The organism is Rhizobium arsenicireducens (assembly GCF_964021225.1).
On sequence record NZ_CAXHYK020000001.1, the window covers coordinates 3,489,013 to 3,510,518 of the forward strand.

Consider the following 21,506-nt stretch of genomic DNA (forward strand, 5'->3'; position numbering starts at 1 on the left):
CGCATGGAGCGGCAGACGGATTCGGTCCCTGGTCGAAAGGCGGCCATCAAGGCGGCGACTGCTTTGGCGTTTTTCGGCGCAATTGCCATTGCGATTGTGATTTTCGGCGCCGATGCCGCTTACCCCTGGATAAAGGCGCTGCATGTCATTGCCGTCATCTCGTGGATGGCTGGCATGCTCTACATACCGCGCCTCTTCATTTATCACGGAGATTGCAGTCCTGATTCGGACCAGGCGCGCACGTTCAGCGTCATGGAACAGCGCCTGATGAAGGTGATCATGAATCCGGCCATGGCAATCTCGTGGATATTGGGCCTGTACATCGCCTGGACAGTATTCGAATTCCAGGGTGGCTGGTTGCACGCCAAACTGGCGGCGACCGTCGTGCTTTCCGGTGTGCATGGATATTTTGCAAAATCGGTCAAGGCCTTCGGTCGCGGCGAATATGTGGGCAACGCCCGCTTCTGGCGTCTGATGAATGAGGTTCCGACACTGCTGATGATTGCAATTGTCGTTCTGGTGATCGTCAAACCGTTCTGAACGGCACCGGGATTGAGGCCGGAGCCATTATTTTCGGTAGATTTTGCTTTTCGCTTGCGGCGCAAAGGCTGAATCGCTATTTTCGCGCAATCTCATCTTCTCGGCTTGCGTAGCATTCTGTCATTTGCGGCCTTCGCGATCGTACCGAATTCCAGCGGCTCGCCTTCCCCTTAAAAAAATTAGAAGAACGTGGTCCATCTTCATGGCTGAAATGAAGCTACAAGAACTCAAGAGCAAATCTCCGACTGATCTCCTGACCTTCGCCGAATCTCTTGAAGTCGAAAACGCCAGCACGATGCGCAAGCAGGAGCTGATGTTCGCGATCCTCAAGATGTTGGCTGCGCAGGATGTGGAAATCATCGGTGAAGGTGTCGTCGAGGTTCTGCAGGATGGTTTCGGCTTCCTCCGGTCGGCGAACGCCAACTATCTTCCCGGTCCGGATGATATCTATATTTCACCCTCGCAGATCCGGCGTTTCTCACTCAAGACAGGCGACACGGTCGAAGGACCGATCCGCGGTCCAAAGGAAGGGGAACGCTACTTCGCGTTGTTGAAGGTCAACACCATCAATTTCGAGGATCCGGAGAAGATCCGGCATAAGGTTCACTTCGACAACTTGACGCCGCTTTATCCTAACGAGCGGTTCAAGATGGAACTGGATGTTCCAACATCCAAGGATCTCTCTGCGCGCGTGATCGATCTGATTGCTCCGCTCGGCAAGGGTCAGCGCGGTCTGATCGTCGCGCCGCCGCGCACTGGTAAGACCGTTCTCCTTCAGAACATTGCGCATTCGATTACCGCAAACCATCCTGAATGCTATCTCATCGTCCTGCTGATCGATGAGCGTCCGGAAGAAGTGACCGACATGCAGCGTTCGGTTCGCGGCGAGGTTGTGTCATCGACATTCGACGAGCCGGCCGTCCGCCACGTGCAGGTTGCTGAAATGGTCATCGAGAAGGCCAAGCGTTTGGTCGAGCATGGACGCGACGTTGTCATCCTGCTCGATTCGATCACGCGCCTGGGCCGCGCTTACAACACCGTAGTTCCGTCATCCGGCAAGGTTCTGACCGGTGGCGTCGATGCCAATGCGTTGCAGCGCCCGAAGCGCTTCTTTGGCGCCGCCCGCAACATCGAAGAAGGTGGTTCGCTGACGATCATAGCGACCGCCCTGATCGATACCGGCAGCCGAATGGACGAAGTTATCTTCGAGGAGTTCAAGGGTACTGGTAACTCTGAAATCGTCCTGGACCGCAAGGTCGCTGACAAGCGCATCTTCCCGTCCATGGACATTCTCAAATCCGGCACCCGTAAGGAAGATCTGCTCGTTCCGCGCCAGGACCTGCAGAAGATCTTCGTTCTGCGCCGGATTCTCGCACCAATGGGTACGACGGATGCCATCGAATTCCTGATCGACAAGCTCAGGCAAACCAAGAATAATGCCGATTTCTTCGATTCTATGAACACCTGAGGACGATCGCCTCCGGTCAGAGTTTGTTGCGAGCGGCAGGTCATCCTGCCGCTCAATTCGCTTCCGTAGCAAAACCCGTGACCCCTATCTAGGTCAATATCCATGTTTCGCCAAAATCGGGAAACGATCTTCGCATTGTCATCCGGCGCCTTACCCTCGGGTGTGGCGATCGTCCGTGTGAGCGGGGCTCAGGCGCCTATCATCGGCGAGGAACTCGCTGGACCATTGCCGGCGCCACGACAAGCGGCTCTCCGACCAATTCGGTCCCGCAACGGATTACTTCTGGACCAGGGACTGATCCTGTGGTTCCCCGCTCCGCGCTCCTTTACCGGAGAAGATTGTCTGGAGTTGCATCTTCACGGTGGGCGAGCCCTGGTCCGCGCAGTTCTGGAGGAACTGGCTTCGTTCGATCACTGCCGAATGGCTGAGGCTGGCGAGTTCTCGCGCCGTGCCTTTGAGCATGGCAAGCTTGACCTGGTTGAGATAGAGGGCCTGTCCGATCTGCTGGCAGCCGATACGGAGATGCAGCGTCGCCTCGCTGTCGAGCAGAGTTCCGGACATCTTTCGGCAGTTTATGAGGGTTGGCGGGCGAAACTTGTCGAGGCTCGGGCGTTGATCGAAGCCGAGCTTGATTTTTCCGACGAGGGTGACATTCCCGGGTCGGTGTCGGAGCGCATATGGCAGGACATGCGCGATTTTGTCGGACAACTTGAAAAGGCGCTGGCGCATCTCAAAACGGGCGAGATCATTCGGGACGGATTCAAGGTCGTGATTGCCGGGCGGCCAAACGCGGGCAAGTCCAGTTTACTTAACGCGCTGGCCGGAAGGGACGTGGCTATTGTCACGGAATATGAAGGCACAACCCGCGACATCCTGCACTGCGAGCTCGATATTGGCGGCTATGCGGTAAACTTCTATGATACGGCTGGGCTTCGGGATACTGCCGAGCCAGTGGAGCTTGAGGGGATACGGCGGGCGCTGGCGAAAGTTGAGGAAGCGGACCTCGTGCTTGCTCTGAGCGATGTAACCAACCCGACCAATTATATTGATATTCCCCCGGGCCTCTCTTCCATCCGTGTGCTTACCAAGTCTGATCTGCTAATTGATTCGGATACGAAACCGAATGCTGACGTTTTGTTGTCAAGCACGACTGGCTACGGCATTGCTGATCTGAAGCGGATGGTTCTCGCCTTTGTGGAAGAACGCGTAGGTACGTTTTCCCTTGCGATTCCTAGCCGCCTCAGGCATGGACAGCAACTTCTCGAAGCAATCGAGGAAGTGCAGCTGGCGATCGATGGTGGCCACCTGGGGCTTGAGGTTCGGGCAGAGCACCTAAGGCTAGCGTCCGATGCGCTTGGCCGTATCACTGGCCGTATTGATGTGGAGATGCTACTCGGGAAGATCTTCTCCGAGTTCTGCGTTGGCAAGTGATTCACGTGAAACAGAGAATTCGGTAGACTGCTGCCTGAGTGTTTCTACCGGTCGAGGAACGGACATGACAGACCTGTCGTTTGATGTCGTCATCATCGGTGGCGGACATGCTGGCTCGGAAGCGGCAAGTGCTGCCGCGCGCATGGGCGCGAGGGTTGCCTTGATTACCCATCGGGCCGATGCCATAGGCACCATGTCGTGCAATCCGGCGATCGGAGGGCTGGGCAAGGGTCATCTGGTGCGTGAGATTGATGCCCTGGACGGCATCATGGGGCGTTGTGCGGATCTTGGCGGTATACAGTTCCGCATGCTTAATCGCCGAAAGGGTCCCGCTGTATGGGGGCCGCGCACGCAAGCCGACCGGAAGCTCTACCGTCAGGCGGTCCAATCTGCTTTGGGGGCACTGGGAAATCTCACGATTCTCGAAGGTGATGTGACCTCCTTCGCTGTCGATCCAACCGGCGCGGTTCGCTCGGTCAGCCTTGGTGACGGTCGAGAGATTGCGTGTGGTGCAGTGGTCTTGACCAGCGGTACCTTCCTGCGTGGCCTCATTCACATCGGTGACCGTAAAATTCCAGCGGGCCGTGTTGGAGAGGCACCTTCGGTGGGGTTGAGCGCGGTGCTTAATGCGGCAAATCTCAGGATGGGACGGCTCAAGACCGGGACCCCTGCCCGGCTGGATGGCAAGACCATCAACTGGAGCATTCTTGACAGCCAAGAAGCCGATTCGGACCCGATACCATTTTCCTTTATGACGGATCTGATCACCACCCGGCAGATCAGTTGCGGGATTACCCGCACTACCGATGCGACGCACAAAATCATTAGAGAGAATATACATCGCTCGGCGATGTATTCTGGACAGATAGAGGGCGTCGGGCCACGCTATTGCCCTTCGATTGAAGACAAAATTATGCGCTTCGGTGATAGGGATGGTCATCAGATCTTTCTAGAGCCTGAGGGTTTGGATGATGATACTGTCTATCCTAACGGAATTTCTACATCTCTGCCCGAAGAGGTTCAGGAAGCCTTCATTCGTTCTGTCCCTGGACTAGAGAACGTACACATTATTCAATCCGGTTACGCGATTGAGTATGATTATGTCGATCCGCGCGAGCTTCGGCCGACGCTGGAAGTCACAAAGATACCTGGCCTTTTCCTGGCGGGGCAGATCAATGGGACGACAGGCTACGAGGAAGCGGCCGCACAGGGACTTGTAGCCGGTATCAACGCGGCCAGACTTGCTGGTGGACGTGAAGGTGTCGTGTTTAGTCGGACGCAATCCTATATCGGTGTGATGATTGACGATTTGACGAGTGCCGGGGTCACGGAGCCCTATCGGATGTTTACTTCGCGCGCGGAATATCGCCTGACGCTGCGCGCAGACAACGCGGACATGCGTTTGACACCTTTGGGAATGGAGCTTGGTTGCGTAGGAAGTGAGCGCGAAAGACGGTTCGTGCCCTATGAACAGCAGCGCCGGTCGGTCTACGAGCAGCTGGAGCGCCTCAGTGCGACGCCGGGTGAGTTGGAGAATGCCGGGATAGCGGTGAATCAGGACGGCAAGCGGCGTTCTGCGCGAGAGCTTCTGTCCTATTCCAATGTCGACTGGGAGCAGATTTGCCAACTTTGGCCTGAGATGCGGACGGTCCCGGAAAGTGTTGCGACCGGAGTTTCAATTGATGCGCTTTATGCTCACTACATTGTCCGCCAGACGGCGGACATCGTGAACGTTCAGCACGAAGAGGAACGGCACATTCCGCCAGAATTTGACTATTCCGCACTTCCTGGGCTGTCAAATGAGCTGAAGCAGAAGCTCTCTGCTGCGCGTCCATGGTCTGTGTTCCAGGCAAAGAAGATCGATGGTATGACACCGGCGGCACTATCACTCCTTATCGCATATTTGCGAAAGAGCGAGCCGTTGCGCAAAACGGGATAAGCATGAATACGAAGAATGCTTCTGACATTGGCATAGACGTTTCACGTGAAACACGCGAGAGGCTCGAACGTTTCGCGAGTCTTTTCCAAAAATGGGCATCGACTATCAATCTGATAGCGCCATCGACCAAGGGCAGTCTATGGCACAGACACATCGCCGATAGTGCGCAGATCTTCAGGATAAGTCCGGAAGCGAAACATTGGCTGGATCTCGGAAGTGGAGGCGGCTTTCCAGGGATGATCACGGCAATTCTTCTTGCAGAGAAGGGTGAAGGTTGGGTCGATCTTGTCGAAAGCAACCACAAGAAGGCCAGCTTTCTTCGTATGGCGATCGCCGAGACAGGCGCCCGAGCCGCCGTCCACCCAATTAGAATCGAGGAGGCGCAGCAGAAGCTGCTGGAAAGCGATGCGATTTCTGCTCGGGCGCTGGCCGACCTCGACCAATTGCTTGCCTTTACCGAGCCCTGGGCGAAGCGCAATCCGCTATTGCAGTGCTACTTTCACAAAGGCCGGGATTACCGGGCGGAGATCGATAAAGCCCGTGGTCGCTGGAGCTTTGATCTGGTAATACACGAGAGTGCCATCGAGCCCGACTCCGTCATACTGGAGCTGGCGACAATCCGGCGCATTAGTCAACCAGCGTCAGGTGCGGAATGACTCTCGAGAGAAACCGGATCATCACCATTGCAAACCAGAAGGGTGGCGTCGGCAAGACGACGACCGCTATCAATCTGGCGACCGCCCTTGCCGCTATCGGCGAGCGTGTTCTGATCGTCGATCTTGATCCGCAGGGCAATGCCAGTACAGGTCTTGGCATTGATCGCCGCGATCGAAAGCTCTCTTCCTACGACATGCTGATCGGTACACATTCCGTGAGTGAGGCCGTGCTGGATACAGCCGTGCCGAATCTGTCGATCGTTCCTTCGACGCTTGACTTGCTCGGTTTTGAGATGGAGATCTCCCAGCAGGCGGATCGTGTCTTTCGCCTCAAAAAGGCGCTCGGCACCGACGAAGCTCGTCGCTACAGTTATGTGCTGCTCGATTGCCCGCCCTCGTTCAACCTGTTGACCATGAACGCAATGGCCGCTGCCCACTCAGTGCTGGTGCCGCTTCAATGTGAGTTCTTCGCGCTGGAAGGATTAAGCCAGCTCCTGGAGACGATCAACCAGGTACGCCAGACAGTCAATCCGACGCTCGATATTCAGGGTATCGTGCTCACAATGTTCGATGCACGCAATAATCTTGCACAGCAGGTTGTCAACGACGTACGGATGCATTTGGGCGAGAAGGTTTATACGACACTGATCCCACGAAATGTCCGCGTTTCCGAGGCGCCATCCTATGGCAAGCCAGCTATCCTCTACGATCTGAAATGCGCCGGCAGTCAGGCCTATTTGCAGCTGGCCTCCGAGGTTATCCAGAGGGAAAGACAGCGCAAGGCAGCGTAACCGCCGGCGTTAATAAGTTATGGAGCATAATATATGAGTGACGATCTTTCCAAGCGGCGACTGGGCCGGGGATTGGCGGCCTTGATCGGTGAAATGGATCAGCCGCTGCCGGTCGGTGGAGAGCGCCCCAGCGTCAATCCCGACCGCTTGGTTCCAATCGAATTCGTTGCTCGCAACCCGAAGAACCCCAGACGTTATTTTGATGAGGCCGAGCTGCAGGACCTTGCCGGATCGATCCGCCAGCATGGCATCGTTCAGCCGGTGGTCGTGCGGACGCGCGACAAGAATCGTTTTGAGATCATAGCCGGCGAACGACGCTGGCGTGCCGCACAGCTCGCCGGTTTGGTCGAAATTCCGGTGATCGTTCGCGACGTCGATGACCGTACCGCGCTTGAGCTTGCGATCGTCGAGAACGTCCAGCGTGCCGATCTCAACCCGCTTGAAGAAGCCCTCGGCTATGAGCAACTGATCGCCGAGCACGGCTATACGCAGAACGATCTGGGCGAAATTATCGGCAAGAGCCGTAGCCACGTGGCTAACAGCCTGCGCCTGCTGAAGCTGCCCGAACCGGTGCGTGATATGCTGGCTGCGGGCAGCCTATCTGCCGGCCATGCGAGGGCGCTCGTGTCGACGCCAGACCCAGTCACCCTTGCCAAGACGATCGCCACCAAGGGCCTTTCGGTCCGGGAGGCCGAGAAGCTGGCGCAAACCCACATCAAGGCCGAGAATGCGCCTCCTGCCGAACCGCGCGAGGCCAAGGATTCCGACACGGTGGCGCTGGAACGGAGCCTGACCGACCGTCTCGGGCTGGCTGTTGTCATCAACCATAAGGGCAGCGGCGGGCAGATCAGGATTTCCTACAAGTCGCTTGAACAACTCGAGGAGATCTGCCGACTGCTCGAGGGTCGCGGCTGATTTCGCTCAAGCGCGGCGGTTGCGTCGTGCTGATTGCAGCGTTGTCGAAAGAAGCGTCTGGATTGCCAAATTGTCCTCAAGAGCCGCCTTCTGGCGGCTCTGCAATATGGTGGACTGAATACGGCTCGCTTCGCGGGCAATATCCCTGGATGTCCAGTTGCGCAAGGCCCGCTCGATGATCGGCTTGCGGCGAAAGTGAATACCCCGTCCGTGCGATTGCATGACCTGGCCGGCCTGCTGCTGGTGTTCTTCCATCTCGATCCGCATTTGTTCCAGCTGCTGGAACTGCCGCATGCAGGACTGCAGGACAAGAAAAACCGGCGTCTTTGAGGTAATGATCTTCTGGATTGCATGAAGGAAGGCATCTGGCTCCCCGGAGAGCACCGCATCGATGACCTCATCGGTCGAAATCGCACTCGCATCGCCGATGATCTCTGTCACATGCGATTCGTCTATCATCGGTTCATGCAGGCAGTAGAGCGCAAGCTTGCGGATTTCATTGCGTGAGGCAATGCGGTCACCGCCGAGCGATTCGCTCAGCAATTGCCGTGCAGCCGGCGTGATCCGCTGCCCGGCGGCTGCCAGTTCGATGTCGATTAGGGTGTTTAGCGCCTTGGCGTCGTCCTGGTAGCACGGGATGATCGCGACAGTTCGTGCCGGTTCGGCCATCTTGCGTAGAGCCGACCCCTTCTTCAGATCGCCGGCCTCGATGATGACCGTGCAATTTTCTGGCGGCGTTTGGGCAATAATCTGCAGTCCCTCGACTAGTGCCCTTTCATTGGCCGCACCACGGACCCAGACCAGCTTGTCACCACCAAAGAGGCCGAATGAATTGACCTCATCGATGAGTCGGCCGGGGTCTGAAGTGATGTCTGCGACATCGAGGCGGGTCAACGCGAAACTGTCGGCAAGATCGATCCCGGTCGTGGCAGCAATTTGTGCGGCCCGTTCTGCTACCAGGCCACGATCCGGACCATATATCAAAAAGACCCGATAGAACTGCACCGATTTCTGCAGGAAGCCTTCAAACTCGTGGGATTTGACTTCCACCATAATCCGGGCGCCCTTAGCGCCCGAGAACCATGGCGAGATCGGCCCGGATGAGTTCCGCAAGCTCTCGAGCTGCGCGGTTCTCGGCATCGCGAACAGCTCTGAGCTTGGCGAACTGCTGAGCCGGGAAATCAACCAGCGAAACAACCTGCCGACGCCCGGCCTTGAGCACGGTGTTATCCATGATGCGTTCCAACGTGTAATCCGCCGAAACGGTGACACGGCCTGCCTTGGCTGTGTCGGATGACCGTTCGAGCAAAACGCCTGTAACCACGGATTCGACCTTGAGGTCGACCCTGTATTGCGGGGCGACCGGCTCGCCGGTTCCTCCCCGGGTCATGAAGATGAGCTGGTTGCGGACTTCCAGCTCGACACGATCGTCGGCATCCGAATAGGCGATCGTACCGAGATTTTCCCGGGTCGCTGCGGTGTCGTCATAAAGCGGACGCACCTGGCAAGACGCCAGAAGCATTGAAAGGCCGATGCTGAGCAGAAGGCTGGTCCGGCGAACCGGAACGCGGACGGGGTCAGACGACAATGTTCACAATCCTCAACGGAACGACGATGATCTTCTTTGGAGCCTGCCCGTTCAGGGCTGATTTCACGGTGTCGAGTGCAAGAACCGCATTCTTGACGGTATCTTGGTCCGCGTCGCGGCTGATTGTCAATTCCGCGCGTTTCTTGCCGTTGATCTGTACCGGAAGCACGATCTCATCCAGTTGGATCAAGTCCGGATCGTAGGCAGGCCAGGCGGCGGTGGCAATAAGATCTTCGCGTCCGATCACTTTCCAGCACTCTTCCGCAAGATGCGGCGTCATCGGGCTAATCAGCTGGATCAGGATCTCAGCGGCATTCTTGACGGCGGCGATCATGGTCGCATCCGCCTTGCCGTTGGCGGCGTCCGTCAGCGGTCCGGCGAGCGCGTTGACCAGTTCATAGATGCGCGCCACCGCCTTGTTGAAGGCCAGCTTGTCGTAGTCGCCCTGAACGGCGGCAAGTGTCCGATGCGCTGCTTGGGACACGGCCAGGGCTGGCCCCTCCTTAGCCGGATTCGCCACCACAGTAGACATCGCTTCAGCAGCCTCCGAAATCAGGCGCCAGACACGCTGAACGAAACGATGGGCACCCTCGACGCCCGATTCCGACCAGATAACGTCGCGATCGGGTGGAGAGTCGGACAGCACGAAGAAGCGGGCCGTATCGGCACCGTAGGAGGCGATGATGTCGTCCGGGTCGACGACGTTCTTCTTCGACTTCGACATCTTCTCGATCGAGCCGATCGTTACTTCCTCGCCGGTTTCGAGCAAGATGGCGCGCCGCGCGCCATCGACTTCATCAATACGAATTTCGGCCGGCGCCACCCACTGGCTCTGCGCGCCCGCGCCCAGCTTGTAGGTCTCGTGCACGACCATGCCTTGGGTGAACAGACCCTTGAAGGGCTCGCTCAGGTTCACATGGCCTGTCTCGCGCATGGCGCGGGTGAAGAAGCGCGAGTAGAGCAGGTGCAGGATCGCGTGCTCGATGCCGCCGATGTACTGGTCGACGGGCAGCCAGTGGTCGGCGATCGCCGGAACCGTCGGCAGATCCTCGCGCGGCGCGGTAAACCGGGCGAAATACCAGCTCGAATCGACGAAGGTATCCATGGTGTCCGTCTCCCGACGGGCATCCTTGCCGCATTGCGGGCAAGTGACATGGCGCCATGTCGCATGGCGATCAAGCGGATTGCCGGGCACGTCGAAGGTCACATCGTCCGGCAGCTTGACCGGCAGGTCCTTCTTCGGCACGGGAACGACACCGCAGGCCTCGCAATGGATGACCGGGATCGGGCAGCCCCAATAGCGCTGGCGGGAAATACCCCAGTCACGCAGGCGGAACTGGACCTTGCGTTCGCCCTGCGGCGCATTGCCGAGCGTTGTGGAGGACAGTTTTTCTGCCACCAGCTTGAAGGCTTCCTCCGTATCCAGACCGTTGAGGAACCCAGAATTGATCATGATTCCTTCGCCGTCATAGGCGGTCTTATCTACCGAGAAGGTGGCGGCATCACCGTCCTTGGGCATGACCACCGGCACGACCGGTAGGTTATATTTACGGGCAAAATCGAGGTCGCGCTGGTCGCCCGACGGGCAGCCGAATATCGCGCCGGTGCCGTAATCCATGAGGACGAAATTGGCGACATAGACCGGCAATTCCCAGTCGGGGTCGAAGGGATGACGAACCTTGATGCCCGTATCCATTCCTTTCTTTTCGGCTGTCTCAAGCGCAGCAAGCGACGTGCCCGCGCGACGGCATTCGTCACAGAAGGCTGCGATTTCAGCATTGTTCTCCGCGACTGCCTTGGCCAGCGGATGATCGGCGGCGATGGCCAGGAAAGAGGCGCCAAACAAAGTGTCGGGGCGCGTCGTGTAGACGGTGACTTCGGAATGGCCAGCAGGGGCCGCGCCGGTGATCTCCCAACGTAGCGTCAGGCCTTCCGAGCGGCCGATCCAGTTCTTCTGCATCAGGCGCACTTTTTCCGGCCACTGGTCGAGTGTATCCAGCGAGTTGAGCAGGTCCTGGCTGAAATCGGTGATCTTGAAGAACCACTGGGTCAGTTCGCGCTGCTCGACAAGCGCGCCGGAGCGCCAGCCGCGGCCCTCTATGACCTGCTCGTTGGCAAGGACCGTGTGGTCGACCGGGTCCCAATTGACCTTCGACTGCTTGCGGTAGACCAGCCCCTTCTCCATCATGTCGAGGAACAGGTATTGCTGGCGATGGTAATATTCAACGTCACAGGTCGCGAACTCGCGCGACCAGTCGAGGGACAGGCCCATGGACTTTAACTGGCCGCGCATGGTGGCAATATTCTGGTAGGTCCAGTCCTTCGGGTGGACCTTGTTCTGCATGGCCGCGTTTTCGGCCGGCATGCCGAAGGCATCCCAACCCATCGGATGCAATACGTTGTAACCGCGGGCACGCTTGTAGCGCGCAACGACGTCGCCCATCGCATAATTGCGGACATGACCCATATGAATTCGCCCCGAAGGATAGGGGAACATCTCGAGGACGTAGTACTTTTCGCGCTTGTCGTCGTTGTCCGTGACGAAGACGCCGGCTTCGGACCATTTCGCTTGCCAGCGGGGCTCGGCATCGCGCGGATTGTAACGTTCGGTGGCCATATTTCGCATTTCCGGAATAGCTAGGAAGGATGTGCCGACCTTCACCACGAAACCGGCCAAGCGTCAAGTTTTCGAGGCAATTGCGGCGATATGCGGGGCACTGTCAGAATCTATGACAAACTACTCGGCCAGCTGCGCTTGCGTTGCGGCGGCGGCCTGGGCGATGATGGTCGCCCTGGTGCATTATGGACGGATATAGCTATGACGATTGAAGAGAGACTGGCCGATGTGCGGGCCAGGGTGAAGAAGGCGGCCCAGGAAGCCGATCGTGAGCCGGATTCCGTACAGTTGGTTGCGGTGTCAAAAACCTTCGATGCGGATCACATACGTCCCACCATTGCTGCGGGACAGCGAATATTCGGCGAGAACCGCGTCCAGGAGGCGCAGTCCAAGTGGCCGGCGCTAAAGCAGGAAACGACTGGTATTCAACTACACCTGATCGGACCGCTGCAATCCAACAAGGCGGCCGATGCTGTAGCCCTGTTCGACGTGATCGAGACTGTCGATCGTGAGAAGATCGCCCGGGCCCTGGCTGACGAGGCAAAACGTCAGGGCCGTATGCCGCGCTTCTATGTGCAGGTGAATACCGGCCTTGAACCGCAGAAGGCGGGCATTGCCCCGGACGATGTCGCAGCTTTCCTCACACTGTGCCGCGGTGAGATTGGCTTGGCGGTCGAAGGGCTGATGTGCATTCCGCCGGCCGATGAATATCCCGGACCGCATTTCGCGTTGCTTGCCAGGCTCGCTGCCGAAAATGGTCTCGACAAGCTATCGATGGGGATGTCCGGAGATTTCGAGACGGCGATCGGCTTCGGAGCGACCAGCGTGAGGGTCGGTTCCGCGATCTTCGGAACGCGTTGACGGCACGTCCCGCAGCGGGTCCGCTTCCGCGTTCGGAGACATACCGCTTTCGTCTACTTTCCAGAGGCGGGCCTGCTCCTTAGTATTGCGGCAAAATACAAAATGGTCTCGCGCCGCATCGGGAGGATTTCATGCAGAGCAAGTATCTGGAAACCTATCAATCATGGATGGGTGACCCCGAGGCATTCTGGAAGGTCCAGGCGGAAAAGCTCGACTGGTTCAGGCCCGCCGATAAAGTGTTCGATGGAGAGGCTGGTGTCTACGGCCGCTGGTTCGTGGGCGCCGAGACCAATACCTGTCACAACTGTCTTGATCGCCATGTTGCGGCCGGCCTCGGCCCGCAGAATGCTATCATCTACGACAGCCCGATGACGGGTGCGAAGCAGAGTTTCACCTATGACGATGTATTGGTCGAGGTCAAAGCGATTGCCGCAGTCCTGAAGAACCACGGCATCGGTAAAGGCGATCGTGTCATCATCTATATGCCAATGATCCCGGAAGCGGTCTTCTCCATGCTGGCCTGCGCCCGCATCGGCGCGATCCACTCTGTGGTGTTCGGCGGCTTCGCCGCTCATGAACTCGCGACCCGGATCGATGACTGCGACGCCAAGGCGATCATCAGCGCAAGCTGCGGTCTGGAGCCGGGCCGCGTCGTTCCCTACAAGCCCCTGCTCGACCACGCCATCGACATGGCGCAGGGAAAGCCGGAATACTCTTTCGTCCTGCAGCGCGACCAACTGCACGCGCCGCTGCGCTATGAGCATGGCGACGTCGACCTCGCCAAGGCGGTGGAAGTCGAGAAGGTCAACGGAACCGAGGTCGCATGCGAGCCCGTCGCGGCTACGGATCCGCTCTACATCCTCTATACGTCCGGAACAACCGGCCAGCCGAAGGGTGTCGTTCGCGACAATGGCGGTCATATGGTGGCGCTGGCCTGGACCATGGAGAACATTTACGGTGTTAAGCCGGGCGAAGTGTTCTGGGCCGCGTCCGACATCGGATGGGTCGTTGGCCATTCCTATATCGTCTATGCGCCACTGCTTTGTGGCAACACCACGATATTGTTCGAGGGTAAGCCGGTCGGAACGCCGGATGCCGGCACTTTCTGGCGCGTCGTGGCCGATCATGGCGTCAAGACGCTGTTCACCGCTCCGACGGCTTTCCGCGCAATCCGCCGCGACGATCCGGACGGTGAGTTTGTCCGCAAATACGACATTTCCGGCCTGCGCGCCCTCTTCCTTGCGGGCGAGCGTGCCGATACGGAAACGATCAAATGGGCCGAGAAGGTTCTCAATGTTCCGGTGATCGACCATTGGTGGCAGACCGAGACCGGCTGGCCGGTTGCCGCGAACCCGGCCGGTCTCGGCCTGCTTCCGGTCAAGTACGGTTCCCCGGCGGTGGCCATGCCAGGCTATGCGATCGACGTGCTTGACGATGCGGGCCATCCGGTTCCGAACGGCACACTCGGCAACATTGTCGCCAAGCTGCCGCTGCCGCCCGGCTGCCTGGTCACCTTCTGGAACGCCGACGACCGCTTCCGTTCGGCCTGCCTCGAGGAGTTCCCCGGATACTACAAGACGGCCGATGCCGGTATTGTCGATGAGGATGGCTATATCTACGTGATGGCGCGCACCGACGACATCATCAACTGCGCTGGCCATCGCCTGTCGACGGGTGCGATGGAAGAAGTCTGCGCGATGCATCCGGATGTCGCCGAATGCGCCGTCATCGGCATCGCCGACGAACTGAAGGGCCAGATCCCTTGCGGCTTCCTGGTGCTGAAGCACAATGTGAACCGTGATTTCAAGGTGATCGAGCGTGAAATCGTCCAGTTGGTTCGCGACGAGATCGGCCCGGTCGCCGCTTTCAAGAACGTGATGAAGGTCGAGCGCCTGCCGAAGACACGTTCCGGCAAGATCCTGCGCGGCACGATGCAGAAGATCGCCGACGGTATGCCATGGAAAATGCCGGCGACCATCGATGATCCGGCAATCCTCGACGAGATCACCGAAGTGCTGAAACAGCACGGCATGGCGAAGTAGTCGCCCCTCATACAAAAGCCCCGGTCAGTGGTGAACTGACCGGGGCTTTTCCGTTTCATGCGATGCGGAAATCAGAAGCGGTGGTCGTCCTCGTCTTCAACATTGTCCGACTTCAGCGACTGAAGCTTGGCGAAGACAGCATTCGCGTCGATTTCCTTTTCCTTCTCTTCGCGGTAGCCGAGATCGAGGTGCTCGGTTTCGCTGGCCGACTGGAGGGTTGCGCCGAGTTCGGCAGCGGTCGGCAGAGGACGGCCCTTGGATGCCTTTTCGACTTCCATGTCGAGATCGATCTGGCTGCAGAGGCCGAGCGTGACCGGGTCCATCGGCGTCAGGTTTGTCGAGTTCCAGTGGGTGCGGTCACGAATCTGCTCGATCGTCGACTTGGTGGTGCCAACGAGGCGCGAGATCTGCGCATCCTTCAGTTCCGGATGGTTGCGCACGAGCCAGAGAATGGCGTTCGGTCGGTCCTGACGTTTTGAGACCGGCGTGTAGCGCGGACCACGGCGCTTGGAATCGGGAACGCGAACCTTCGGTTCGGAGAGCTTCAGCTTGTGATTGGGATCCTTCTCCGCCCTGGCAATCTCGTCGCGTGACAATTGCCCGGTGGCGATCGGATCGAGACCCTTGATGCCCTGCGCTGCTTCGCCGTCTGCGATTGCCTTCACCTCAAGCGCGTGAAGCTTGCAGAACTGCGCGATCTGGTCGAATGACAGCGCGGTGTTGTCGACAAGCCATACGGCCGTCGCTTTCGGCATGAGCAATGTCTGAGCCATGGAAACAATCCTTCTCTGCGTCCGCGCCGGGTGCCGCGGGCCGTGGGTCTCAACCACAATTTCCGGAATTCAACGGCTATATAGCTCCAAAAGTCGTGGAATGCAATTCATCTGCTTGCGAATGACCTTTGTCTAATTGCTGTAGCGTCTCTAGCTGCTATGAATGGCGCACAGAGGTCTTAGGGGGAGTGCCTGGGACCATCGAATAGTTGGCGCGTCAACATGAGGAGGTGTTCATGTCAGCCAAGAAATATCCAGTGCTGAAATCGGCGAAGAGCCGGGCCCTGATCGACAATGATAAATACCTGAAATGGTATGAAGAGAGCATCGAAGACCCGGATAAGTTCTGGGACAAGCATGGCAAGCGGATCGACTGGTTCAAGCCCTATACCAAGGTGAAGAACACCAATTTCAAGGGCAAGGTGTCGATCAAGTGGTATGAGGATGGCCTCACCAACGTTTCCTATAATTGCATCGATCGCCACCTGAAAACTCATGGCGAGCGCACAGCGATCATCTGGGAAGGTGACAACCCCTATATCGACAAGAAGATCACCTACAACCAGCTTTATGACAATGTTTGCCGCCTGGCGAATGTAATGAAGGAGCAGGGCGTCAAGAAGGGTGACCGCGTCACCATCTACATGCCGATGATCCCGGAAGCCGCCTATGCGATGCTCGCCTGCGCCCGCATCGGCGCTATTCATTCGGTGGTGTTCGGTGGTTTCTCGCCAGAGGCGCTCGCCGGTCGTATCGTCGACTGCGAATCGACCTTCGTCATTACCTGCGACGAGGGTTTGCGTGGCGGCAAGCCGGTTCCGTTGAAGGAAAACACTGATACTGCCATCGACATCGCCGCCAAGCAGTATGTGATCGTCAACAAGGTTCTTGTTGTCCGTCGAACCGGCGGCAAGACTGGCTGGGCGCCGGGCCGCGACCTCTGGTATCACGAGGAAACCGCCAAGGCTAAGCCGGACTGCCCACCGGTCAAGATGAAGGCGGAAGATCCGCTGTTCATCCTTTATACCTCCGGTTCGACCGGCAAGCCGAAGGGTGTGGTTCACACCACCGGCGGCTACCTCGTCTATGCCTCGATGACGCACGAATATGTCTTCGATTACAAGGATGGGGAGATTTACTGGTGCACGGCCGACGTGGGTTGGGTGACCGGTCACTCCTACATTGTCTACGGACCGCTCGCCAATTGCGCGACCACGCTGATGTTCGAGGGCGTGCCGAATTTCCCGGACCAGGGTCGGTTCTGGGAAGTCATCGACAAGCACAAGGTCAATGTCTTCTACACCGCGCCGACCGCGATCCGTGCGCTGATGGGTGCAGGCGACCAGTTCGTCAAGCGTTCGTCGCGTTCGTCGCTGCGCCTGCTCGGTTCGGTGGGCGAGCCGATCAATCCGGAAGCCTGGGAATGGTATTACAACGTCGTCGGTGAGCAGAAGTCGCCGATCGTCGATACCTGGTGGCAGACTGAAACCGGCGGCATCCTCATTTCGCCGCTGCCGGGCGCGACTGAGCTGAAGCCGGGTTCGGCCACGCTGCCGTTCTTCGGCGTCAAGCCGCAGCTTGTCGACAACGAGGGCAATGTGCTCGAGGGCGCGGCCGACGGCAATCTCTGCATCACCGACAGCTGGCCGGGCCAGGCGCGCTCGATCTATGGCGATCATCATCGCTTCGCCGAAACCTATTTCTCTACCTACAAGGGGAAGTATTTCACCGGCGATGGCTGCCGCCGCGACGAGGACGGCTATTACTGGATCACCGGGCGCGTCGACGACGTTCTGAACGTCTCCGGCCACCGCCTCGGTACGGCCGAAGTGGAATCGGCACTGGTCTCGCACCACTTCGTTTCCGAAGCTGCGGTCGTCGGCTATCCGCATCCGGTCAAGGGTCAGGGCATTTATTGCTATGTCACGCTGATGTCCGAGCATGATGGTGACGATGCCTTGCGCCAGGAGCTGGTGAAGCATGTGCGCACCGAAATCGGGCCGATTGCAACGCCCGACAAGATCCAGTTCGCGCCAGGCTTGCCGAAGACCCGCTCGGGAAAGATCATGCGCCGCATCCTGCGCAAGATCGCGGAGGACGATTTCGGCGCGCTCGGCGACACCTCGACGCTGGCCGATCCGGGCGTTGTCGATGACCTGATCGCCAACCGACAGAACAAGATCGCCTGATCGCTCTTTTAACCTTTGATCAAGGCCTCTCCGCCCGGAGGGGCCTTTTTCGTTTCTCCGTCAGCAGCCGATCGCCCGGCGAATCTCATCAACCTGCTCGCGCGAATGGCAGATATTTTCGCATGGAATGCCGTCACTGTCCGCATCGGCGCGTCGGTAACCGCTGCACCACAGCTCCACCGCCTCCCGGCAGTTCGTCACCTGCTTGCAGGTACGCCCTGCGGCCAGGGTATAGGGAGTATCCCGATCTGCCGACATGTAGCCTTCAGCTCTCGCCTGGGGCAGCAGCAAGTTCAGTGAAATCAGAAGCGTGGGAAGGGCGCGTTTGACAGTTATCTCCATCGACGATGAAATTGCGACTGTCCACTCTTCGTTCACAGCCCGCACTTGCACGCGAAGCCGTTCAAGGGCAAGCGGCCACCTTCTTTCGTCCGCCCCGGTAGGGATCAACGAGACCGGCGGAGAGCAAGGCGGTTGCCGGATTGCTGCCGTCGGCGAGAAGGATCGCCGCGACGACGCGCCCGTAATATTTGTCACCGGATATGTCAGTGAGCGCAACGACCGGCGAGGCCTTCAACAGGTCGGTAAGGGTCGATTGCGCCTGTTGCGCGGCACTGCGGACTGCCGCGCAGCGCGATTTCAGTTCCGGCGCGTCGATACCGCGTAGCCGCACATAGGTTGTCACATGATGATTGGGCCAGGGCATGGCACTCACCAGAACCGTGTCCCCGTCGACCACGCGGATGAGTTCGGCTGCGACCGGACCGGCGATCTTCTCGGCCGCCTCGGCGTTTCCACCGAACACGATCGTGCTCAGCAGGGCCAGTAGAATGCAGTTCGTGGCGGAGAAAAGACGATTGCGCATGAAGGGAACATATTCCTATCATGCGTGCCAATCAATAGGCTTTTATTCTGGTCAGAAGTCGATGGCCCTGCCCTTGATCTCCCAGTCACCGAAGCGCGCCGGATCAGCGCCGCCGCGTCCGCCTATTTCTGGCGCGGGGTCGGTCTTCTGTTCGGTCTTCCGGCGTTCCTCCGCCTCGGCCAAGGCGCGCTTCGCCGCCTCGGTCAGCGGCTTGCGCGGCGGTTGTTCGACGCCTGGCTGTTCCGTTGCGGCCCGCAGATTGTCATTGTCGGCATTTGCGCTCATGTCTGATTCATTCCGGCGATCATTGAAACTTGGCTTGGGCAATTTACATCTAGTGCAGTCCGGCGCGCTAACCAAGCCGTGAATTGTTCCTGCCGACGGAGAGAAGCGATGAATATGATGCGTACCGCCATGCTGCTCGCCTTCATGACAGCCTTGTTCATGGGGGTCGGATACCTGATCGGCGGCCAGACGGGCATGCTGATCGCCTTCGTCGTCGCTGCGGGCATGAACTTCTTTTCCTACTGGAATTCCGACCGCATGGTGCTGTCCGCATACCATGCCCAGGAGGTCGATGAACGCACCGCTCCCGAGTTCTATCGAATGGTCCGTGATCTGGCGGCAAATGCCGGTCTTCCAATGCCCCGCGTGTATGTCTTCGACAATCCGCAGCCGAATGCCTTCGCTACCGGCCGCAACCCGCAGAACGCGGCAGTCGCTGCCTCGACCGGCCTCCTTCGGCGCCTGACGCCCGAGGAGGTCGCTGGTGTAATGGCCCATGAACTGGCCCATGTCGAAAACCGTGACACCCTGACCATGACGGTGACGGCGACACTGGCCGGTGCGATCTCCATGCTGGCGAATTTCGCCTTCCTGTTCGGCGGCAGCCGGGATGACCGCAACAATCCGCTCGGTTTCGTCGGCGTGCTGATAGCCATGATCGTCGCACCGCTCGCAGCCATGCTGGTACAGATGGCGATCAGCCGGACCAGGGAATATGCCGCCGACCGTCGCGGTGCGGAAATCTGCGGCAGCCCGCGTTCTCTTGCCTCTGCTCTGGAGAAGATCGCCGGTGATGCCTCGCATATCGAAAACGACGACGCCGAACGCAATCCGGCGACGGCGCATATGTTCATCATCAATCCGCTCTCTGGACAGCGCATGGACAACCTGTTTTCCACGCATCCGGACACGGAAAACCGGATTGCGGCTCTGCTCGAGATGCGGGAAACAGGCATTGGGGGATCGACGCGGCCGGAGCGCACTGCTAATGCGCCCCGTAAAGCGCGTTCCGTTCCGAACACCGGATGGGGCCGCGGCGGCTCCGAACCACCCAAAGGTCCATGGTCTTGAACGACGAGAAATCGCGCGGAAAATCGAAGAATTCCAATCCAGGACGCCGACCGGGTTCTGCACGACGGCTTGAACATGCCCCCAAGGCCGGGCTCGACGCCCGGATCGCGGCGACCAAAATCCTCGGCGCGGTGATCGACAAGAAGACTTCGCTCGACGGCATGCTGGATGCCGAACACGGTAATCCCGCGATACGCGACCTCTCCGAAGCCGACCGGGCTTTGGTGCGGGCCATGCTGCACAGCGCGCTGCGACACCTTCCCCGCATCGAGGCGATCCTCAACATCCTGCTCGATACGCCGCTGCCGGAAGGCGCCCGCTCACTCAAGCACCTGCTGATTATCGCGGCCGCCCAGATGCTCTATCTTGACGTTCCGGATCATTCGGCAGTCGATCTCGCCGTTGAGCAGGCCAATCGCGATCCGCGCAACCGTCGTTTCGCCAAGCTGGTGAATGCGCTGCTTCGGCGAATCGGCCGCGAGAAGGAGGCGCTCCTTGCGAATGTCGCAAAGCTACCCTGCCTGCCCGCCTGGTTCCTCGAGCGGCTGACCGCGATATACGGTCGCGATGCGGCGCTGGCCATCGCCGAAGCACAGTTGCAGCCGGCGGCAATCGATCTGACGGTCAAGCATGATGCGGCCCTCTGGGCCGACAAGCTGAACGGCAAGGTCCTTCCGACCGGCAGCGTGCGATTGGAGAAGTTCCGTGGTGCCATTCCAACGCTTGAGGGTTTCGATGACGGTGCCTGGTGGGTGCAGGATGCTGCCGCGGCCATGCCGGCCCGGCTGTTCGGCGACATTCGCGGCAAGCGCGTCGCCGATCTTTGCGCAGCACCCGGCGGCAAGACCGCGCAGCTGATAGCCATGGGCGCCGAAGTGACCGCCGTCGAGCAGTCCCAGTCTCGTCTGAAAAGGCTCGAGGGCAATCTGGCGCGTCTCGGCATGCAGGCCGACTGCGTGCTGGCCAGCCTCCTCGATTTTCGGCCGGAGCAGCTCTTTGACGCGGTCCTGCTCGATGCGCCCTGTTCTTCGACGGGAACCATGCGGCGCCATCCAGATGTGCCCTGGACCAAGGGGCCGGCCGACATTGTCAAGCTAGCGGAACTGCAGGAAAGACTACTGCGCCATGCCTTGACGCTCGTCGGTCCGGGCGGCATCGTGGTCTTCTCCAACTGTTCGCTTGATCCGCTCGAGGGCGAGGATATGGTCGCCCGCGTACTGGCTGACTGCCCCACTTGCCGGCGCATCGAGATAGAACCCGCAGACTGGCCAGATCTCGAAGAGGCGATCACGCCGCGCGGCGAATTCCGCACGACCCCGGCCATGCTGCCGAAAGAGGGTGGTCTCGACGGATTTTATGCTTGCGTCATCGCTAAAATTTAACGGAAATTTCACTAGAATTGTTAGACTTTGAAGGAATGCGCGGGCGCCGGCTCATTGAGCACGTGCTGCGGCGGTCGGTCGACGGACGAGATC

19 protein-coding genes are annotated in these 21,506 nt (G+C 58.9%); 12 read left to right on the forward strand and 7 right to left on the reverse strand.

Annotated features, from left to right (window positions below; genetic code table 11):
* Positions 1–3 precede the first annotated feature (3 nt).
* From hemJ to ACWPVA_RS17280, 7 genes are all read left to right on the forward strand, one after another.
* Complete coding sequence (gene hemJ / locus ACWPVA_RS17250) at positions 4–540, forward strand: protoporphyrinogen oxidase HemJ (RefSeq protein ID WP_454288840.1); 537 nt, start codon at positions 4–6, stop codon at positions 538–540.
* A 202-nt stretch (positions 541–742) separates the two neighbouring features.
* A complete protein-coding gene (rho, locus tag ACWPVA_RS17255; RefSeq protein WP_454288841.1) occupies positions 743–2,008 on the forward strand; it encodes a transcription termination factor Rho in 1,266 nt (421 codons plus the stop codon).
* Between the two features lie 102 nt (positions 2,009–2,110).
* Positions 2,111–3,439 carry a tRNA uridine-5-carboxymethylaminomethyl(34) synthesis GTPase MnmE gene (gene mnmE, locus ACWPVA_RS17260; protein WP_454288842.1) on the forward strand — a complete coding sequence of 443 codons (1,329 nt, stop codon included), beginning with the start codon at positions 2,111–2,113 and terminating at the stop codon, positions 3,437–3,439.
* Between the two features lie 64 nt (positions 3,440–3,503).
* Positions 3,504–5,378, forward strand: a complete 1,875-nt coding sequence (mnmG, locus tag ACWPVA_RS17265) for a tRNA uridine-5-carboxymethylaminomethyl(34) synthesis enzyme MnmG (protein ID WP_454288843.1) — start codon at positions 3,504–3,506, stop codon at positions 5,376–5,378.
* Positions 5,379–5,380: 2 nt separating this feature from the next.
* On the forward strand, positions 5,381–6,034 hold the full coding sequence (gene rsmG / locus ACWPVA_RS17270) for a 16S rRNA (guanine(527)-N(7))-methyltransferase RsmG (protein ID WP_454288844.1): 654 nt from the start codon (positions 5,381–5,383) through the stop codon (positions 6,032–6,034).
* Positions 6,031–6,825 (forward strand): ParA family protein, encoded by a 795-nt coding sequence (locus ACWPVA_RS17275; protein ID WP_454288845.1) that lies wholly within the window; start codon positions 6,031–6,033, stop codon positions 6,823–6,825. The genes rsmG and ACWPVA_RS17275 overlap by 4 nt, the downstream gene beginning before the upstream one ends.
* A 33-nt stretch (positions 6,826–6,858) precedes the next feature.
* Positions 6,859–7,740, forward strand: coding sequence for a ParB/RepB/Spo0J family partition protein (locus ACWPVA_RS17280; protein WP_454288846.1), 882 nt, complete (start codon positions 6,859–6,861; stop codon positions 7,738–7,740).
* 6 nt (positions 7,741–7,746) lie between these two features.
* Here ACWPVA_RS17280 and holA read toward each other — a convergent pair whose 3' ends face one another.
* Genes holA through leuS form a run of 3 tightly spaced genes read right to left on the reverse strand, consistent with a single transcriptional unit; the run spans position 7,747 to position 11,945 of the window.
* Entirely contained in the window at positions 7,747–8,793 is a 1,047-nt protein-coding gene (gene holA / locus ACWPVA_RS17285) for a DNA polymerase III subunit delta (protein WP_454288847.1), read from the reverse strand.
* 13 nt (positions 8,794–8,806) lie between these two features.
* Complete coding sequence (lptE, locus tag ACWPVA_RS17290; protein WP_454288848.1) at positions 8,807–9,328, reverse strand: LPS assembly lipoprotein LptE; 522 nt, start codon at positions 9,326–9,328, stop codon at positions 8,807–8,809.
* Complete coding sequence (gene leuS / locus ACWPVA_RS17295; RefSeq protein WP_454288849.1) at positions 9,318–11,945, reverse strand: leucine--tRNA ligase; 2,628 nt, start codon at positions 11,943–11,945, stop codon at positions 9,318–9,320. The genes lptE and leuS overlap by 11 nt, the downstream gene beginning before the upstream one ends.
* Positions 11,946–12,146: 201 nt before the next feature.
* Here leuS and ACWPVA_RS17300 point away from each other — a divergent pair, with 201 nt between their 5' ends.
* Both ACWPVA_RS17300 and ACWPVA_RS17305 read left to right on the forward strand, forming a co-directional pair.
* Entirely contained in the window at positions 12,147–12,806 is a 660-nt protein-coding gene (locus ACWPVA_RS17300; RefSeq protein ID WP_454289631.1) for a YggS family pyridoxal phosphate-dependent enzyme, read from the forward strand.
* 131 nt (positions 12,807–12,937) lie between these two features.
* Positions 12,938–14,848 carry a propionyl-CoA synthetase gene (locus ACWPVA_RS17305; protein ID WP_454288850.1) on the forward strand — a complete coding sequence of 637 codons (1,911 nt, stop codon included), beginning with the start codon at positions 12,938–12,940 and terminating at the stop codon, positions 14,846–14,848.
* Positions 14,849–14,919: 71 nt separating this feature from the next.
* Here ACWPVA_RS17305 and ACWPVA_RS17310 read toward each other — a convergent pair whose 3' ends face one another.
* Positions 14,920–15,621, reverse strand: a complete 702-nt coding sequence (locus tag ACWPVA_RS17310; protein WP_454288851.1) for a DUF1013 domain-containing protein — start codon at positions 15,619–15,621, stop codon at positions 14,920–14,922.
* Positions 15,622–15,857: 236 nt separating this feature from the next.
* Here ACWPVA_RS17310 and acs point away from each other — a divergent pair, with 236 nt between their 5' ends.
* A complete protein-coding gene (gene acs, locus ACWPVA_RS17315; protein ID WP_454288852.1) occupies positions 15,858–17,810 on the forward strand; it encodes an acetate--CoA ligase in 1,953 nt (650 codons plus the stop codon).
* Positions 17,811–17,870: 60 nt separating this feature from the next.
* Here acs and ACWPVA_RS17320 read toward each other — a convergent pair whose 3' ends face one another.
* From ACWPVA_RS17320 to ACWPVA_RS17330, 3 genes are read right to left on the reverse strand one after another with little or no spacing between them, the layout of a single operon-like run.
* Positions 17,871–18,188, reverse strand: a complete 318-nt coding sequence (locus ACWPVA_RS17320) for an excalibur calcium-binding domain-containing protein (RefSeq protein WP_454288853.1) — start codon at positions 18,186–18,188, stop codon at positions 17,871–17,873.
* Positions 18,189–18,213: 25 nt separating this feature from the next.
* On the reverse strand, positions 18,214–18,675 hold the full coding sequence (locus ACWPVA_RS17325; protein ID WP_454288854.1) for a thermonuclease family protein: 462 nt from the start codon (positions 18,673–18,675) through the stop codon (positions 18,214–18,216).
* Positions 18,676–18,726: 51 nt separating this feature from the next.
* Positions 18,727–18,960: a DUF1674 domain-containing protein gene (locus ACWPVA_RS17330; RefSeq protein WP_454288855.1), complete on the reverse strand. Its 234-nt coding sequence runs from the start codon at positions 18,958–18,960 to the stop codon at positions 18,727–18,729.
* 108 nt (positions 18,961–19,068) lie between these two features.
* On the opposite strand from ACWPVA_RS17330, the gene htpX reads away from it, so the two are divergent.
* Both htpX and ACWPVA_RS17340 read left to right on the forward strand, forming a co-directional pair.
* Positions 19,069–20,031, forward strand: coding sequence for a zinc metalloprotease HtpX (gene htpX / locus ACWPVA_RS17335; RefSeq protein WP_454288856.1), 963 nt, complete (start codon positions 19,069–19,071; stop codon positions 20,029–20,031).
* Positions 20,022–21,413 (forward strand): RsmB/NOP family class I SAM-dependent RNA methyltransferase, encoded by a 1,392-nt coding sequence (locus tag ACWPVA_RS17340; RefSeq protein ID WP_454288857.1) that lies wholly within the window; start codon positions 20,022–20,024, stop codon positions 21,411–21,413. Before htpX ends, ACWPVA_RS17340 begins: the two co-directional genes overlap by 10 nt.
* Positions 21,414–21,506: the final 93 nt, after the last annotated feature.

Bases quoted from the DNA above. Each gene is read 5' to 3' on its own strand.
- hemJ (WP_454288840.1), top strand. From the start codon at position 4: ATGGAGCGGCAGACGGATTCGGTCCCTGGTCGAAAGGCGGCCATCAAG.
- rho (WP_454288841.1), top strand. From the start codon at position 743: ATGGCTGAAATGAAGCTACAAGAACTCAAGAGCAAATCTCCGACTGAT.
- mnmE (WP_454288842.1), top strand. From the start codon at position 2,111: ATGTTTCGCCAAAATCGGGAAACGATCTTCGCATTGTCATCCGGCGCC.
- mnmG (WP_454288843.1), top strand. From the start codon at position 3,504: ATGACAGACCTGTCGTTTGATGTCGTCATCATCGGTGGCGGACATGCT.
- rsmG (WP_454288844.1), top strand. From the start codon at position 5,381: ATGAATACGAAGAATGCTTCTGACATTGGCATAGACGTTTCACGTGAA.
- ACWPVA_RS17275 (WP_454288845.1), top strand. From the start codon at position 6,031: ATGACTCTCGAGAGAAACCGGATCATCACCATTGCAAACCAGAAGGGT.
- ACWPVA_RS17280 (WP_454288846.1), top strand. From the start codon at position 6,859: ATGAGTGACGATCTTTCCAAGCGGCGACTGGGCCGGGGATTGGCGGCC.
- holA (WP_454288847.1), bottom strand. From the start codon at position 8,793: ATGGTGGAAGTCAAATCCCACGAGTTTGAAGGCTTCCTGCAGAAATCG.
- leuS (WP_454288849.1), bottom strand. From the start codon at position 11,945: ATGGCCACCGAACGTTACAATCCGCGCGATGCCGAGCCCCGCTGGCAA.
- ACWPVA_RS17300 (WP_454289631.1), top strand. From the start codon at position 12,147: ATGACGATTGAAGAGAGACTGGCCGATGTGCGGGCCAGGGTGAAGAAG.
- ACWPVA_RS17305 (WP_454288850.1), top strand. From the start codon at position 12,938: ATGCAGAGCAAGTATCTGGAAACCTATCAATCATGGATGGGTGACCCC.
- ACWPVA_RS17310 (WP_454288851.1), bottom strand. From the start codon at position 15,621: ATGGCTCAGACATTGCTCATGCCGAAAGCGACGGCCGTATGGCTTGTC.
- acs (WP_454288852.1), top strand. From the start codon at position 15,858: ATGTCAGCCAAGAAATATCCAGTGCTGAAATCGGCGAAGAGCCGGGCC.
- ACWPVA_RS17325 (WP_454288854.1), bottom strand. From the start codon at position 18,675: ATGCGCAATCGTCTTTTCTCCGCCACGAACTGCATTCTACTGGCCCTG.
- ACWPVA_RS17330 (WP_454288855.1), bottom strand. From the start codon at position 18,960: ATGAGCGCAAATGCCGACAATGACAATCTGCGGGCCGCAACGGAACAG.
- htpX (WP_454288856.1), top strand. From the start codon at position 19,069: ATGAATATGATGCGTACCGCCATGCTGCTCGCCTTCATGACAGCCTTG.
- ACWPVA_RS17340 (WP_454288857.1), top strand. From the start codon at position 20,022: ATGGTCTTGAACGACGAGAAATCGCGCGGAAAATCGAAGAATTCCAAT.